Source organism: Stackebrandtia soli (genome assembly GCF_965137155.1).
Classification (GTDB): Bacteria; Actinomycetota; Actinomycetes; order Mycobacteriales; family Micromonosporaceae; genus Stackebrandtia; species Stackebrandtia soli.
Genome location: NZ_CBCRZX010000032.1, coordinates 1 through 15,529 on the forward strand (window position 1 = coordinate 1; position 15,529 = coordinate 15,529).

A 15,529-nucleotide genomic window follows, 5' to 3' on the forward strand; every position below is an offset into this window, starting at 1 on the left:
GTGGGTCTCCGTTACCGACCCCGCAGAACNGTTCCGNCACGTAACCCGCCCCACCAAGCCGAAACTCTCCGACCACCCAGCACTAGGGAAGCCGAGTTGCCTGGGCGCAAACGAAAGTCTGCGGCCACCCAGTCCAAGGCGTGGCAGGTTCCCGACCAGGTGCGGAGGTACGAGAAAGACAGCGCCCGGAGGGCACCTCNACCAGAAGNCGCCACACCCACATTCGGCTTGGTGGGGCGACGTACGAGGCCGCAAGACGAGGCACCGGCAGGAAGGAAGACCCACCAAGCCGGGAAACTCGACCACCGACCAACCCCCACGACCCAGCAGAAGTCACCTCCCCCGGCTTGGTGGGTCTCCGTTACCGACCCCGCAGAACAGTTCCGCCACGTAACCCGCCCCACCAAGCCGAAACTCNNCGACCACCCGGCACNANGCGCGCCGACTNGCNTAGCGGTACNANAAGCACAGCGCCCGAAGGGCACTCCACTCAGAAGCCGCCACACCCACATTCGGATTGGTGGCCCCGCACACCGCCCCACCAAGCCGAAACTCTCCCACCACCCGGCACACTTCGCCAAGCCGAACGCCGGGGCCTTGCAATCGCACCCGACGTCGCCATGTCGGGGCGTCGACCTGGAGTGTCCGATGAGGAGCGTTAGAGGTGTCGCAGCGGCTTCGTACTATCGAGCCGCCGCCGAGAACACGGACCTCCGCGGCGATCACTCACGCCTCCCCAAGGATGTCGCATGTCCCACCGCCGATTCCATCCCGACAACGACGCCGCCGACGCCGTTCGAGCACAGTGGCTGGCGCCACACGAACGTCTTGAATGGATAGTGAGCGCCAGTCCCGTCTTCAAGATGACCCGCCGCCGGAAGACGGGGAAGCTGAAGCGCCCACTGCCCGTCAGAATTCTGTTGTGGACAATTGGTCTGCCGATCTACGTCTTCGTGTACTTCGCCAGCGGAGCTCACGAGGACGCGTTCGACAGCGGCAGCTCCAGCGCCCCCACCAACGTCTTCGCCTTCGGCGCCCAACCGCACTGTCAGGCGGCAGCCGTCGCGGGGTTGAAGAAGGGCTTCTGGGTGTTGACCGACCAGCGGTTCGCCTACCTCCAAGCGGTCTCCGAAGAGGACGCGGCGAACGGCTCCCGTTTGGGCAAACTCCAGCGCTCCGCCGATCGGCTCCGCAAGGAGTTCGCCTCGCCGAGTCTGCCGCCTGAGCAGGTCCGGTTGAAGAGGATCCTGGAGTTCGCCCGCCACCAACTGCCCGCGCCCCAGCTGACCGAACGAAAGCTGTCGGGATCGACTGTGCCACGGGCGATCTACGAACGATTCCTGCTCCAGGACGGCTCCGGCTTCGACTTCTACCGGGGCCCGGCGCAGCGTTAGGAGCGCTCTTCCGCCGCGAGCGGATCACAGGCGGACGCGTCGTAAGGCGGAGGTGTCATGACGACACCGCGACGCGCCACCTGGAACCGCGATTCCCCAGCACGTTCCTCATGCCATCGTCGGCACGTCCGGAACCGACTCGAAGGCAGCCACCCCCAGACGTTCGAAGACCTCGAGCGCCTGGTCTCGGTACTCGACGGCCGAGGCGTCGCCGAGCGCGACGTGAATCGCGGCCAGCGCGGCGAGGGAACGCCCATGGCGGAAGGGAATCCCCATCCGCGCGTACATGTCGCGGGCGGCGACGCCATGACGGAGCGCCGACGGGAGGTCTTCCAGTCCGGTGTAGATGGTCGCCAACAGCAGGTGCCCGGCGGCCTCGTCGCGCACGAACCCCGTACGCACCCCGACCGCGAGGCACTCACGGGCGTGCTGGAGCGCCTCGTCCACGTCGCCGCGAGCGTAGACGCACTGCGCGAGCGGTTCCAGCAGTTGGGCCGTGGATCCGATGTGCCGATTCTCCTGGTCCTGGTCGTACGCGGCCCGCAGATCCACGTACGCCTCGTCGATTCGCCCCTGCGCCAGGCGAAGCTGACCGCGCAGGGTCAGCGTGCGCTGTGGGCGACTGACCGCCTCGAATCGCAACAGTTCGTCCACGACCCGCTCGCAATCGTCGTACCGGCCGGTGGTCCAGTAGAGCTCCCCGAGAGACAACATGCCCGGCACGGACCGATACCCGGCCTCGGGGCCGAGATCGTAGAGTTCCCGCACCCGCATGAAGTACCGCTCGGTCTCGGCGTACTCGCCGAGTTGGAAGCACGCCGACCCGACGCGCTCCATCCGACTGGCGATCGCCTCGACGCGTCCCGTCTTCTCCGCGATGGCGAGGGCTTCGAGCGCGATGTTCTTCGCGAGCACGATGTGACCGCGAGAGAAGGCGTAGGTCGCCTGGTTGCCGAGGTGCCGACCGAGCAGGATGGGATCGTTCGCCTCGCGAGCGGTGCGCACGGCGAGGTCTCCGGCCGCCTCAGAGTGTTCGAGTTCCCTTGTCGCCCAATATGTTCCCGCAATCAAGTTATGCATTGTGGATTGACCGGCGAGGTCGTCGTGCGACTCGGCGACCGCCAGGCAACGTCGTGCCGTGTCGCGAATCTGGATCGGGTCGCGTCCTTCGAAGATGGAGCGATGCAGGGCCGACGCGGCCTCCCACGACCTGGGGTGATCGACGAGGTCCTCGACGACCGCCATGACCTCGTCGTGTTCCTCCCGGTTGGCCGCCTGTTTGAACCAGGTCAGCATGCGACGTCGCGCACCGTCGAGTTCGACGTCGGACACCAGTGACTCGGCGCTTCGACGGGCGTACAGGCGCACCAGGTCGTGGAAGCGCAGTCGACCGCTACCCGGCCGTTCGAGCAGGTGGGCGCTCAAGAGTCGGGCGATCTGTCCACTGTCCTGGTTCTCGCCGTCGACCCCGACGGTCCGTGCCAGGTCGTCGGGGAAGGTCTGCGCCGGAATGAGACCGAGCCGCAGGAAGAAATGGCGCGTGGCGGGATCCAGGACGCGCAGGGAGAGGCCGATGCTCTCGGACACGGCGGCCTGCGGATCGCCGCCGACCGCGATGCGGTCCAGTCGGTCCGCCCCGCGCAACTCGTCGACGACCTCGGACAGGCGCTTGTGCGGGTCCGTCGCGAGATTCGCCCCGACGATGCGCAGCGCCAGCGGCAACCGACCGCACAGCTCGGCGATGCTCTCGGCGGACTCCCACTCCTCCTCGACTCGTCGCGATCCGACCAGGTCGTCGAGGAGTCGCCGCGACTCGCTCTCGCTCAGCACGTCCAACTTCACGGGCCGCGCGCCGTCCAAGGCGACCAGGCCCGCGAGGCTGTCTCGGCTCGTCACGACCGCGAAGCAGCCGGGGGTCGCGGGCAACAGTGGACGGACCTGATCCCCGGACCGCGCGTTGTCCACGACCACGACGAGGCGGCGGTCCCGCAGCAGGGAACGATAGAGCGCGGAGGCTTCGTCCATATCGGATGGAATGGAGTCGTTGGGTTGGCCCAGAGCCCTCAAGAACCGCTGCAGCGCGTCGAGCGGCGCGATCGGCTCGCCGTGGTCGTACCCGCGCAGGTTGACGAACAGCTGGCCGTCCGGGAAACGGTCCCGATTCCGCTCGGCCCACTGGACGGCCAACGCCGTCTTGCCGATGCCCCCGCCTCCGGACACCACCGCGATGGGGTTGCCGGCGTCGATGATCGAGTCCAGCCACCGCAGTTCGTCGTCGCGACCGGTGAAACCGACGCCCGCGACGGGAAGCTGCGCGGGCACGGGCCGCGACGTCGGCGACTCGGCGGTCGGCGGCGGCTTCGGGGTGGTCTCGGCACGCCCGCGAAGAATCGACAGGTGGATGTCGCGAAGGCCTGGACCGAGGTCCATTCCCAGGTCCTCAACGAAGCGGGATCGCAGCTCCTCGTACACCGAGAGCGATTCCGAAGTCCGTCCACATTGATGCAATGCCAGCATGAGGAGGCCGGCCAGGTCCTGGCGATACGGGTGTTCGTCGAGGAGCGCCCGCGCCTCGCCCGCCACCCGCCCGGGCTGCCCCAACTTCAGTTCGAGGTCCATCCGCAGTTCCTGCGCGGCCAGGTGGGACTCGTCGAGTTGACGCGCCGCCGATTCGAGGGCTCGACCGGACAACCCCACGAGCGCGGGGCCACGCCACCGGTCGAGGGCCAGGCACGACGCCGCGTGGGCTGCGGCGAAGCGTTCGGTTTCGGCGAGCCGCCGGGCCTCACGCACGTCCTCGGCGAACCTCCGCGCGTCGACGTGTTCGGATTTCAACCGGTAGCCATCGCCGACGGCCCGCAGTTCGTCGAAACCCGCGTCGGCGAGGACTCGCCGGATCGCGGCCATCGTGTTCTGCACCTGTCGGCGAGCGGTCGGCGGCGGATCGTCCTCCCACAGGCCGTCGATCAAGCGGTACATGGGGACGACACGGCCGACGTCCGCCACGAGCATGGCGAGCAGACGTGGTTGATGTCTGCCCGCGATCGGGACGGGCCCGGCGTCCCCGAGCACCTCCAGCGGACCCAGGATCCGAAACTCCACACCACACTCCACGACGAACGACGAACACCCCCTCCAAGATATCGGGCCGCGACCACGGCGGTGAAGCTACTGCCCTGCGGCCAAACCGCCCGATTCACCACAGTGGATGAAAGCCGGTCGCGCGGGGACGAGGTCCGTTCGCCGATCGGCGAACGCCGTCATCCGTCGGCCGATTCTCGCCACCCCTCCACGGCGGCGACGCTCGGCACGGCTCGGACGCCGACAGCCGTGCCACAGCCGTGCCCGGGGCGTGGATCGTATGAGTGACAGGCACGAAAGACGAATGGAGCCACCGTGACACGTAGGGCCAGCTGGCGAAGGGCGATCGGCGTCGGGAGCGTCGCCGGATTGCTGCTGACGGGCTGCGGTGGCTTCAGCCCTCCGGGATCGAACGGCCCCGGCGACGAGAAGAAGGCCCCGGCCTCGCACATCGTCTTCATGGCGATGGACGGATGCTTCACGCTGAAGGACCTTCAACCCGTCCAGGACTACCTGGGGGTCGAGGCGATCAGGGGCGATGGACTGATGTCCAGTGACAGCACGATGCAGGAGAGACCGTCGTGCCAGGGCATGTTCACCGTCGCGACGTTCACCCCGGAGTTCAGTGACAGGGGGATGCCCGGCGACGGGGACGTCTCCGTCGCGATCGACACCGAGTACACCGCCGACGAGGCCGCCACTGACTACCAGGACATGATCGATCAGCTGCACGAGGCCAACGCCGCTACGAGTTTCGAGAACGTCCAGGAAGGCGAGATCTCCGGAACGTGGGACGAGAGCTACTACTTCACCGGTGACTCGTCGGGGGAGCAGTTCTTCTACGGCTACGCGCGCCACGACACCTGGGTGCTGCGGGTCAGCCTGAGCATCCATCACGACCCGGGCATCGTGGAATACGAGCGCGCCCCCGACCGCTACCCGGACAGCAGCGCCGCGGAGATGGCGGCGTACCCGTTCACCAAGGAGGAACTCGTCTCGTGGCTCACGACGGAGTACTACCCGCAGACGCAATCGGAGTTCCTCGCCGCGATCGCGGAGCACGAGAAGGCGAACGCGCCGGAGTGACGCCGCGTCGTCCATAGACCGGGGGAATCGGGTCAACTCCGCCCAACACCCGATTCCTCCGCCACACCCGCCCATGCGTCCACATGGGTCATCGGGTCGGATCCGTCTGTCGCGGATCGGCCCGAAACGGCATGTCCGCGAACGTCTCCCGGTCAGGTGGGGAATCGCTCCGACGACGCGTCGGGGCGATTCGGGAACCGGGGGCGTTCGCGGTGCCGTTCCGGCGGTCCGGGGTCGGTGCCGTGCGATCAGCGCGGGGCTCAGCCGCCGACCGTGAGCTTGACGGTCACCACGTCACCGATGTCGAGGCCTTCGGCTTTCTGGACCTTGGCCTTGATCGGAACGAGGTAGCGACCGTCCTTTGGGAACAGTGACGTCGTCCACTCGGTGGCACCGACCTTCGCGACGACCGGGATCATGCCCCAGCCGTATGTCACCGACGCGGACGCCTCCTTCAACGCGACGCACTCGTGCTCGGGAACGGTGACGAAGTGCCACGGCGCCGGGCCGCGCCAAAACCACAGCTCGCCGCTGAATTCCAAGTCCATGCGCCCAGGATAGGGCCGTCGACCGACAGCGGACAGGACGACAGTGGCACGGCAGGTCCCTAGTGGAACTCGTGGACGACTTCGATGGGGCCGACGATGTGGCGGTTGAACTCCGGAAGCTCCTCGGCGGGAACCCACAGTTCGAGGATCGTGCTGCCGCCCGCCTGCTGAACGGGATAGCGCTCAAGGAAAGCGGTGTCGACGGCGAACCGGGTGACGTATCCGGCGCCACTGTGCTTGACGTTCCAATCGCGGGCGATGCGGATCGCGTAGTCCTCATTGAGCACCGGATAGAAGATCGGCTGCTCCGGCAGACGAGGCGGCCAGGCCGTCCACGCGGAGTCCTCGACCAGTTTCAACTCGACGGGCCCGCACGGCCGCCACAGTGTCGTCGTGGTCATGGAAACTCCCTCGGATTGATCGATGATGGACGATACCGGTCGTCCCAGCCCGCCGACAACCGACTTACCGAACTTGACGTGGGCAGCCGCCTCCCAAGCCGCAAAAGACAACCTCCGCACCGTCGACTCCCGTGAATCACAGTGGACAGGGCCGGGCCCGGCGGGGCTCCCCTGCCGCCAGTGCCCGCCCCTGCAACCCCACACGCGGCCCACCAAGACGAAACTCTCCCACCACCCAGCCCTGGACGCGCCGACTCGCGTAGCGGTACGAAAAGGACAGCGCCCGGAGGGCACCTCCACACCCCCCACATTCGGCTTGGTGGGGCGACGTACGGGGGCACAACGCGAACCATTGACAGGAAGGAAGACCCACCAAGCCGGGAAACTCGACCACCGACCAACCCNGACGACCCAGCAGAAGTCACCTCCCCCGGCTTGGTGGGTCTCCGTTACCGACCCCGCAGAACAGTTCCGCCACGTAACCCGCCCCACCAAGCCGAAACTCTGCGACCACCCAGCCCAGGACGCGCCGGCTGGCGTAGCGGTACGAAAAGGACAAAGCCCGAAGGGCACCTCGACCGACTTGGTTAGTTGAAGCTCGCGGCTATGAAGATGAACGCGATCAGGCCCGCGAAGCCGCCCAGGACGACACCCGCGACGCACTGGCCGGGATTCGTCGCACGACCGTCGTCGACCCGACCCATGCCGACGATTCCCAACGCGATCGCGAGCACCGCCGCCGTGAGGGCCACGAAGTCGCCGATGATCGGGACCACCGCGAAGCCCAACGCCACGAAACCGGCGACGAGCGACAACCGGCCGGGTCGATTGCCCGGAGGCGCCCCGACCGGGGTCTTTGAGGACATCCAAACCCCCACCGCCCTTGGCACCGCCCGGCGGTACGACCGAACGACCCGCGGGACATCCGCTCGGGCTACGGCGTGATCGTACTCGTGCGCCGACGCCGCACCGCACGTCCTCACTGATCCGGCGGCCGGGATCGCGGGACGACCGGGAATCGATTCGCGATCCCGGTGAATTGGGCCCACGGACGCGAACGGGCCGGTGAACCACGAGGTCCACCGGCCCGAAACGGAGTAGCGAGGACGTCAGTCGGTGACGAGCGAACGGGCCGCGCGCAGGCGATCCAGGCTCGTCTCACGACCGAGGAGTTCGAGCGACTCGTACAGCGGCGGCGAGACGGTCTTCCCCGTCGCCGCGACGCGGATCGGCGCGAAGGCCTTGCGCGGCTTCAGTTCCAGCTCATCGATGAGCTTCGTCTTCAGGGCGGTCTCGATCGCGGCCGTCGTCCAGTCCGGAAGCGTCGTGAGCGCGTCGATCGCGCCGTCGAGAACGACGGCGGCCTCGCCCTTGAGCGTCTTCTTGGCACTCGCCTCGTCCAGGGCGAACGCGTCACCACTGTAGAGGAACGACAGCATGTTGGCGCCCTGGACCAGGGTGCCGGTACGTTCCTGCACCAGCGGCGTCGCCTCCGCGAGGATACGCAGCTGCTCCTCGGTCGGGTGTTCCGGCAGCAGCTTCATCTCCTGAAGGAACGGCAACAGCCGCTGCGCCAGATCCTCCGGCGCGAGCTGCCGGATGTGCGTCGAGTTGATCGCGTCCAGCTTGCGATCGTCGAACCTCGACGGGTTCGAGTTGACGTCCGACAGCTCGAACGCGGCGATGAACTCGGCGACGGAGAACACGTCCCGGTCCGGAGCGATCGACCAGCCGAGCGTCGCGACGTAGTTGAGGATGCCCTCCGGGAGGTAGCCCTCGGCGCGGTACTTCAGCAGATCGGAACGCGGGTCCCGCTTCGACATCTTCTTACCGCGCTCGTCGACGATCAGCGGCGGATGCGCGAACTCCGGGACGCGCTCGGCGATGCCTAGCTCGACGAGCGCGCGGTAGAGCGCGATCTGGCGCGGAGTGGACGCCATGAGGTCCTCGCCTCGGATGACGTGGGTGATGCGCATCAGCGCGTCGTCGACCGGGTTGGTCAATGTGTACAGTGGCGATCCGTCGCCGCGCGCGATGACGAAGTCGGGCACGCTGCCCGCCGGATAGGTGATCTCGCCGCGCACTCCGTCGACGAAGGTGATCGCCTCGTCGGGCATGCGCAGGCGCAGCACCGGGGTGCGGCCCTCGGCGCGGAAGGTCTCGCGCTGTTCGTCGGTCAACGTCCGGTCGAAGTTGTCGTAGCCGAGCTTCGGATCGCGTCCGGCGGCACGATGCCGCGCCTCGACCTCCTCGGCGGTGGAGTACGCCTCGTAGACGTAGCCGCCGGCGACGAGTTTGTCGATGACGTCGCGGTAGATGTCGCCGCGTTCGCTCTGCCGGTAGGGGCCGTGGGGGCCGCCCTTCTCCGGGCCTTCGTCCCAGGTGAGGCCGATCCAGTTCAGCGCGTCGAGCAGCTGGAGGTACGACTCCTCGCTGTCGCGCGCCGCGTCGGTGTCCTCGATGCGGAAGACGAAGGTGCCGCCGTGGTGCCGGGCGTAGGCCCAGCTGAACAGGCAGGTGCGGACCAGACCGACGTGCGGTGTTCCGGTCGGCGATGGGCAGAAGCGGGTACGTACCTCAGACAAGGGAAACCACCGAGTTCGTCAGGGTGCCGATGCCTTCCACCGACACCGATACCGTATCGCCGGGCTCCAGCGGTTCGATGCCTTCCGGAGTACCGGTCAGGATCACGTCGCCGGGCAGCAGCGTCATAATGTGAGACACATAGGACACGATCGTGGCGGGAGAGAAGACCATGTCCTTGGTGCGACCGAGCTGCCGCACCGAATCGTTGACCTCGCAGCGCACCTCGATGTCGCTGACGTCGAGTTCGGTCTCGATCCACGGCCCGATCGGGCAGAACGAGTCGAAACCCTTCGCGCGGGTCCACTGGTTGTCGCGTTCCTGAAGGTCGCGAGCGGTGACGTCGTTGGCGCACGTGTAACCGAAGATCGCGGCCTCCGCCTCGGCGGGGCTCGTGACGCGGCGGGCGCCCGGCGGGCCGATGACGATCGCCAGCTCCGCCTCGTGGTCGACGCGCGTCGACTGCGGCGGGATGCGGATCGCGTCGCCAGGACCGATCACAGTGGTCGACGGTTTGAGGAACAGCAAGGGTTCGCTCGGAACCTCCGCCTGCTGTTCCGCGGCGTGCGCGGCGTAGTTCCGACCGACGCACACGATCTTGCTCGGCAGGAGCGGCGACATCAACCGGACGTCGGCGAGTGCCCACCGCTGACCGGTCAATGTGATCTGTCCGAAAGGGTGTCCGTCGATCTCGGAGACGGTGGCGCCGTCTCCTTCGCCGTCGACGGTGACGAAGGACATGCCCTGAGCGTGAGCGATGCGTGCGATCCGCACGTGACTCTCCCCTGATGTCGTGGTGGCCGGAAAACGGAAATCAGCCTAACCCGCCGTCACGGGCGTTCCCGCCGCCGATCCCCCGCCCGGTCTGATTGCTCTCAATCGGGGCGCCGGACTCGGCGCGATCCTCGACCCCGAACCACCCGCACAGTCCCGCGTCCGAGAGTTGCCTCCCCTCTGCAGCGGGTTTCGGCGAAGGTGCTCGGCGTACACCGCCATCTGCTGAGGGACCGGGGCCCACCGCAGTGGGCACGTCCTCCTCCAACGACGAACGCGAGGCGTCACCACCGTTCATCGACGCGGGCGCTCCACGTCTCACCACAATGGGCAGTATCTTGGCGTCACAGCAGGAACCAGGTGACCGCCAGGGCGAGAGTCGCGACGGCGGTTCCGACGAGGATGCCCCCGCCGAAGGGTCGCGCGTCGGGCTTCAGCATCAACGCGAAGCCGACGCTGAGCATGGCCGGCGTCGCGATGACGCTGGAGATGATCATCGAGAGCAGTCTGACGGTCAGCGAGAAACCGCCCGCGAGAATCCAGCCGAGCAGGAACCCGATGAAAAGCTGACCGACGATCCCGCCCGCCACCCCGACCGCGAACCGTTGCCTCGCGTGCGCGCGGGTGACACGCGCCCGTCCGGCACGGACCCGCGCCGACCCATAAGTACTCACCTGTCAACGGTATCCGTTTCGGGGGCGCCGACGGCTCAACCGCCGAACGCGCCGCCACCCCCGGGTAGGGTCCCGGCGCCCGAAGTCGCGCGGGACGAGAGGCGGGGCGCCACTCCATCCTGAACCAAGGAACCGTCCACGTACCAGTGTCGAACGCGGACGATTCGACGACGCCGCAGTCGATCGGTCAAACGGTCGCCGGCTGTGTACTCAGGCGATACGTGAGCGCTTCCGAGAGGGCGTGCCAGCTCGCTTCGACGACGTTGTCGTGGACGCCGACGGTCGTCCATTCGCGCGTGTCGTCGGCGGCCTCGACGAGGACGCGTGTCACCGCGTCGGTGCCGCTCGATCCGGCGAGGATGCGCACCTTGTAATCGGCGAGACGGACGGCGTCCAGCTCCGGAAAGTCCGCGATGAGCGCCTTGCGGAGCGCCGAGTCGAGGGCGTGCACGGGGCCGTTGCCCTCGGCGGTGGCGATGACGCGGCGACCCGCGACGCGGACCTTGACGGTCGCCTCGCTGACGACGGCGCCACCCGCCCGATGCTCCACAATCACCCGATAACTGTCGAGTGTGAAGTGTCGCGTCAGTCCGGCGGCGAGCTCGTCACGGACCAGCAACTCGAACGACGCGTCGGCGGCCTCGAACGACCACCCGCGCGCCTCCAGCTCCTTGACACGCCGCGTCACCCGCGCCGCGACGTCGGGACGGCCGGTCAGGTCGAGTCCGAGCTCGGTGGCCTTGAGCTCGACGCTGGCCCGACCGGCCATCTCGGTCACGAGGATCCGCATGTCATTGCCCACGGTCTGCGGGTCGATGTGGTTGTACATCAACGGATCCACTTTGATCGCACTCGCGTGCAGGCCCGCCTTGTGAGCGAACGCCGCGTGACCCACGTACGCCTGATGGGCGTCGGGGGCGAGGTTGGCGATCTCGGCGATGGCGTGGGAGACCCGCGTCATCTTTCGCAGGCCGCCATCCGGTAGGACGGTCAGCCCGAGCTTGCATTCGAGGTTCGCGACCACCGCGAACAGGTCGGCGTTGCCGGGGCGCTCGCCGTAGCCGTTGGCGGTGCCTTGGACGTGCATGACGCCCGCCTGGACGGCCGTGATCGTGTTGGCGACGGCGCAGGCCGTGTCGTTCTGGCAGTGGATGCCGAGCCGGGCCGTCTCACCGAGGTCCGCCCGCAGCGCGGTGACGATCTCGGTGATGTCGGACGGCAGCATCCCCCCGTTGGTGTCGCACAGGACGACCACGTCCGCCCCCGCGTCGAACGCCGTCGCGACGACGTCCGTCGCGTAGGCGGGATCGTGCCGGTAGCCGTCGAAGAAGTGCTCGCAGTCGAGGAACACCCGACGGCCCTGGGAAACGCCGTACGACACGGTGTCGGCGACCATCGCGAGGTTCTCCCCCGGGGTCGTGCGCAGCGCGCGCCGCACGTGGCGGACGTCGGACTTCGCGACGAGGCACCAGGTGGAGGCGCCCGAGTCCAGCAGCGCCCTCACTTGTGGATCGTCGGCGACCTGGACGCCCGCCTTGCGGGTCGCCCCGAACGCGACCAGCGTCGCGTGCTTCAGATCGAGCTCCGCTGCGGCCCGCGCGAAAAACTCCGTGTCACTCGGCAGCGCTCCCGGCCAACCGCCTTCGATGAAGTCGACCCCCAGGTCGTCGAGGTGCCCGGCGATGGCGAGCTTGTCGGCGACGGAGTACCGGATGCCCTCGCGTTGAGCGCCGTCGCGCAGTGTCGTGTCGAAGACGTGGAACTCGGGTCGATCGGTCGCGGTGGTCACGTGTGTCTCCCTGCCGAATGGTGGCGTTGCGTGGGTCGAGCAATGAAAAAGACCCCCCGTGGACACGGGAGGTCTGGCGTGTGGCGTCGTGCGGGTCGTCTACCCGCTCGCCACACGCCCGTCGCTAATGAGACGGCGGAACGTCATGTATCGGAGTATGCCAGGACCAGCCAAGATGTGGCTGTTTACTCCCAAATATTGGGCGCGCATCATGTCACGTTTGTCTCGAAATTACTGTCGGATATCCGAAACTCATTCCTGCGCTCCCGTGAGAGGATCGAGCCGTTTACGCCGCCCGCGATCTTGAGGAATGAACGATGCGCGACGACGACGAGTTGGTGGTCATCGGTGGATCCGCTTCACCGCGCTTGACCAAGAACATCTGCAAGATTCTGGACGTACCGGTCGGTAAAGGCGAGGTTCACCAGTTCTCGGACGGCAACCTGTTCGTCAAGGTCGGCCAGAACGTCCGAGGACGGCACGTCTATTTGGTGCAGTCGACCGCTCTTCCCGCCAATGACAACTTTATGGAATTGCTGTTCTGGATCGACGCGCTCAAACGCGCGTCCGCCGCGTCCATCACAGTGTTGATTCCATATTTCAGCTATGCCAAGGGCGATAAGAAAGACGAACCCCGCGTTTCCATCCGCGCGCGACTCTGTGCCCAGACCATCGAGACCGCCGGCGCCGATCGAGTGGTCACTTTGGACCTCCACGCGCCGCAGATTCAAGGCTTCTTCGACCTGCCCGTTGACGACCTGTACGCGCTGCCCGTGTTGACCGACGCGATCGCCGCCGAGAATCTCGACGAACTCGTGATCGTCTCCCCCGACGCCGGTTTCGCGAAGAAGGCCAAGCAGTACGCGCGTCGGCTCGGCGCCCCCCTCGCCATCGCCGACAAGGAACGTATCGACCACACCGAGAACGCCCACGTCGCGGACCTGATCGGCGACGTCGAGGGCAAGAACGCCGTCATCGTCGACGACTTCACCATCACCGCCGGAACGCTCGCCGAAGTCGCCGACACCCTCATCCAGCGCGGAGCCCGTTCCGTGCGCGCCGCCGTCACGCACGGCGTCTTCACCCGTAAGGCGATGTCCCGGCTCGACGATTCCGCGATCCAGACGCTGTGGGTGACCGACACCGTCGAGAAGCGACCGACCCGCCGCTCCAAGCGCATCGTGACCGTCTCGGTCGCGCCCCTGTTCGCCGAGGCGATCCGCCGCATCCACGCCAGAGAGAGCCTGAGCGTCCTGTTCAGCTGATCAGCCCGTGAACGGCGCGGGCCCCGACACGACGTCGGCGAGCCGGGAAGTCAGCGCGTCCCGATGGACGAGCGGCACCGGCTCGCCTGAACTCCACTTCGGTCGAACCCCCCGGTCGGCCAGCAGATACAACGCGCGAAGCGTTCGCAGCGCGTTGCTGACGTGAGGCGGCACCGGTCCGGGCGTTCCGGCCGCGAAAAGCGAGGCGATCGGGTCCAGCCATCCGACGGCCACGGTCTCGGAGACGTCCGGCCTCGTCAGGATCCGCCCGAGCGCGAAGGCGAGGCGATCGTCCTCCTGATCCCGCCACACGTGCTCGGTCGGGGCGATCAGTCGGAACGCCGCCGTCTCCAACATCTCCCCCGGCTCCACGTGCGGGCTCATTCCGAACACCCCCAGCAGATCGGCGCCGTGCGCGATCGCGTGCAGCCAACCCAGGGACGGGTCGTGCCCGCGCAAGTCCGTCTCAGCGGGATACCAGGCGACGAAAGCGTCCCGCCAACGTTCGTCGTGGACGCCACGTTCGACGATCGCGGCGAGGATGAGCGGCGCGAACGTCCGCGCCTGGATCCGTTCGTCGCCGAAACGGGCGGCCTGCTCCTCGCCCAGCGCCCTCAGAGCCGCCTCGTCGAGCACGCCGCGCTTGATCCAGGTCGCGAGGATCGTGTACGCGTGCCGGTCGCGCCGAACCGGGTCCGGCGAGACGAGATCGGCGGACAGCTCGGCCACCAGTTCCAGCAGCGGGGCGGTGTCGGGAACGGTGAGGTCGGCGTCGAGTACCGCCTGCCAATCGGTCATGGGCGCATCGTAGACGTGGGTATCGAGGGTGCCGTCGCGTCGATTCCGGGTCGGGGCGGCGCCGGAGGATTTAGAGTCGCCCCATGCGCATTGTCATCGCCGGAGGTCATGGCCAGATCGCCCAACGCCTGTCGCGGTTGCTCGTCGCGCGCGGCAATCAACCCGTCGGGCTGATTCGCAACCCCGATCACGCGGACGACCTACGTGAGGTCGGAGCCGAGCCGGTCGTGTGCGATCTCGAGCATTCGACCGTGCACGAGGTCGCCCGTCACGTCGACGGCGCCGACGCGGTGGTGTTCGCCGCCGGGGCGGGGCCGAGCAGCGGAGCCGAACGAAAGACCACCATGGACAAGAACGGGGCGATCCTGCTCGCCGACGCCGCGGAGACCGCCGGGGTCGCCCGTTACCTCATGCTGTCGTCGATGGGCGCCGACCGCGAACCACCGGGCGGCACCGACCCGGTGTTCGCCGCCTACCTGCGCGCCAAGGGCGCCGCCGACGACGACCTGACGGCCCGGTCGAGTCTGCGGTGGACGATCGTGCGCCCCGGAAGTCTGACCGACGAACCCGGCACGGGCAAGGTCCGGCTCGCCCCGCACACCGGCAAGGGCTCCATTCCGCGTGACGACGTGGCCGCCGTCTTCGCCGCCCTGCTCAAGGCGCCGCGCACGGCAGGAATGGTGTTGGAGCTGATCAGCGGCGAGCGGCCGATCAACGACGAGATCGAGCGTCTCCTCGGCTAGGGCGCCATCCGTCGGCAGGTTCCGAGTGGGCGCGTGGTCCGGGCGGGACGCACACCGGCGTTCGACGCCGCCGACGTGCCGAGCCATGACGTGGGCGTGGATGTGGCAGGAAAGGGTCATACGCACGCCCTGAGGCGCAGCCGCCGCGAGTCGCCGAGTGGTGAAGGGCGAACGAACTCCTGCTGCGGCTCGGCTCATCGCTGAAACGTCCGGGGCACGCGGAACCGATGGAGCGCGCCCCGGACGAGATCTATCGGTTTCGATATAACGATCAATCGAGGCGTTGACGAGCCTTCGGCGCCAAGCGAAGGAGTCTGCCGAGAGCGAAGTGATCACCGTGGCGGCACGTCGCACGCTCGACTCCCCACGGCCCGACTGCGGACACCACTATGG

General features: G+C 67.5%; 13 protein-coding genes. 4 read left to right on the forward strand and 9 right to left on the reverse strand.

Annotated features, from left to right (window positions below; genetic code table 11):
• Positions 1 to 749: 749 nt before the first annotated feature.
• On the forward strand, positions 750 to 1,394 hold the full coding sequence (locus ACM9NP_RS17035; RefSeq protein WP_415647707.1) for a hypothetical protein: 645 nt from the start codon (positions 750 to 752) through the stop codon (positions 1,392 to 1,394).
• Positions 1,395 to 1,502: 108 nt separating this feature from the next.
• Here ACM9NP_RS17035 and ACM9NP_RS17040 read toward each other — a convergent pair whose 3' ends face one another.
• Positions 1,503 to 4,496 carry an AfsR/SARP family transcriptional regulator gene (locus ACM9NP_RS17040; RefSeq protein WP_415647708.1) on the reverse strand — a complete coding sequence of 998 codons (2,994 nt, stop codon included), beginning with the start codon at positions 4,494 to 4,496 and terminating at the stop codon, positions 1,503 to 1,505.
• 294 nt (positions 4,497 to 4,790) lie between these two features.
• Here ACM9NP_RS17040 and ACM9NP_RS17045 point away from each other — a divergent pair, with 294 nt between their 5' ends.
• Positions 4,791 to 5,561 carry a hypothetical protein gene (locus ACM9NP_RS17045; protein WP_415647709.1) on the forward strand — a complete coding sequence of 257 codons (771 nt, stop codon included), beginning with the start codon at positions 4,791 to 4,793 and terminating at the stop codon, positions 5,559 to 5,561.
• Positions 5,562 to 5,821: 260 nt separating this feature from the next.
• Here ACM9NP_RS17045 and ACM9NP_RS17050 read toward each other — a convergent pair whose 3' ends face one another.
• From ACM9NP_RS17050 to cimA, 7 genes are all read right to left on the reverse strand, one after another.
• Positions 5,822 to 6,109: a DUF1905 domain-containing protein gene (locus tag ACM9NP_RS17050; protein WP_415647710.1), complete on the reverse strand. Its 288-nt coding sequence runs from the start codon at positions 6,107 to 6,109 to the stop codon at positions 5,822 to 5,824.
• Positions 6,110 to 6,168: 59 nt separating this feature from the next.
• Positions 6,169 to 6,510: a hypothetical protein gene (locus ACM9NP_RS17055; RefSeq protein WP_415647711.1), complete on the reverse strand. Its 342-nt coding sequence runs from the start codon at positions 6,508 to 6,510 to the stop codon at positions 6,169 to 6,171.
• A gap of 587 nt (positions 6,511 to 7,097) precedes the next feature.
• Entirely contained in the window at positions 7,098 to 7,376 is a 279-nt protein-coding gene (locus ACM9NP_RS17060) for a hypothetical protein (protein WP_415647712.1), read from the reverse strand.
• A gap of 243 nt (positions 7,377 to 7,619) precedes the next feature.
• On the reverse strand, positions 7,620 to 9,095 hold the full coding sequence (gltX, locus tag ACM9NP_RS17065) for a glutamate--tRNA ligase (RefSeq protein WP_415647713.1): 1,476 nt from the start codon (positions 9,093 to 9,095) through the stop codon (positions 7,620 to 7,622).
• Positions 9,088 to 9,867, reverse strand: coding sequence for a fumarylacetoacetate hydrolase family protein (locus ACM9NP_RS17070; RefSeq protein ID WP_415647714.1), 780 nt, complete (start codon positions 9,865 to 9,867; stop codon positions 9,088 to 9,090). The genes gltX and ACM9NP_RS17070 overlap by 8 nt, the downstream gene beginning before the upstream one ends.
• A 344-nt stretch (positions 9,868 to 10,211) precedes the next feature.
• Positions 10,212 to 10,541, reverse strand: a complete 330-nt coding sequence (locus ACM9NP_RS17075) for a hypothetical protein (protein WP_415647715.1) — start codon at positions 10,539 to 10,541, stop codon at positions 10,212 to 10,214.
• A gap of 187 nt (positions 10,542 to 10,728) precedes the next feature.
• Entirely contained in the window at positions 10,729 to 12,330 is a 1,602-nt protein-coding gene (gene cimA / locus ACM9NP_RS17080; protein WP_415647716.1) for a citramalate synthase, read from the reverse strand.
• 317 nt (positions 12,331 to 12,647) lie between these two features.
• On the opposite strand from cimA, the gene ACM9NP_RS17085 reads away from it, so the two are divergent.
• Positions 12,648 to 13,595, forward strand: coding sequence for a ribose-phosphate diphosphokinase (locus ACM9NP_RS17085; RefSeq protein WP_415647717.1), 948 nt, complete (start codon positions 12,648 to 12,650; stop codon positions 13,593 to 13,595).
• Here ACM9NP_RS17085 and ACM9NP_RS17090 read toward each other — a convergent pair whose 3' ends face one another.
• Positions 13,596 to 14,393, reverse strand: coding sequence for a DUF2785 domain-containing protein (locus ACM9NP_RS17090; protein ID WP_415647718.1), 798 nt, complete (start codon positions 14,391 to 14,393; stop codon positions 13,596 to 13,598).
• An 83-nt stretch (positions 14,394 to 14,476) separates the two neighbouring features.
• Here ACM9NP_RS17090 and ACM9NP_RS17095 point away from each other — a divergent pair, with 83 nt between their 5' ends.
• Positions 14,477 to 15,136, forward strand: coding sequence for an SDR family oxidoreductase (locus tag ACM9NP_RS17095; protein ID WP_415647719.1), 660 nt, complete (start codon positions 14,477 to 14,479; stop codon positions 15,134 to 15,136).
• The last annotated feature ends 393 nt before the right edge of the window (positions 15,137 to 15,529 follow it).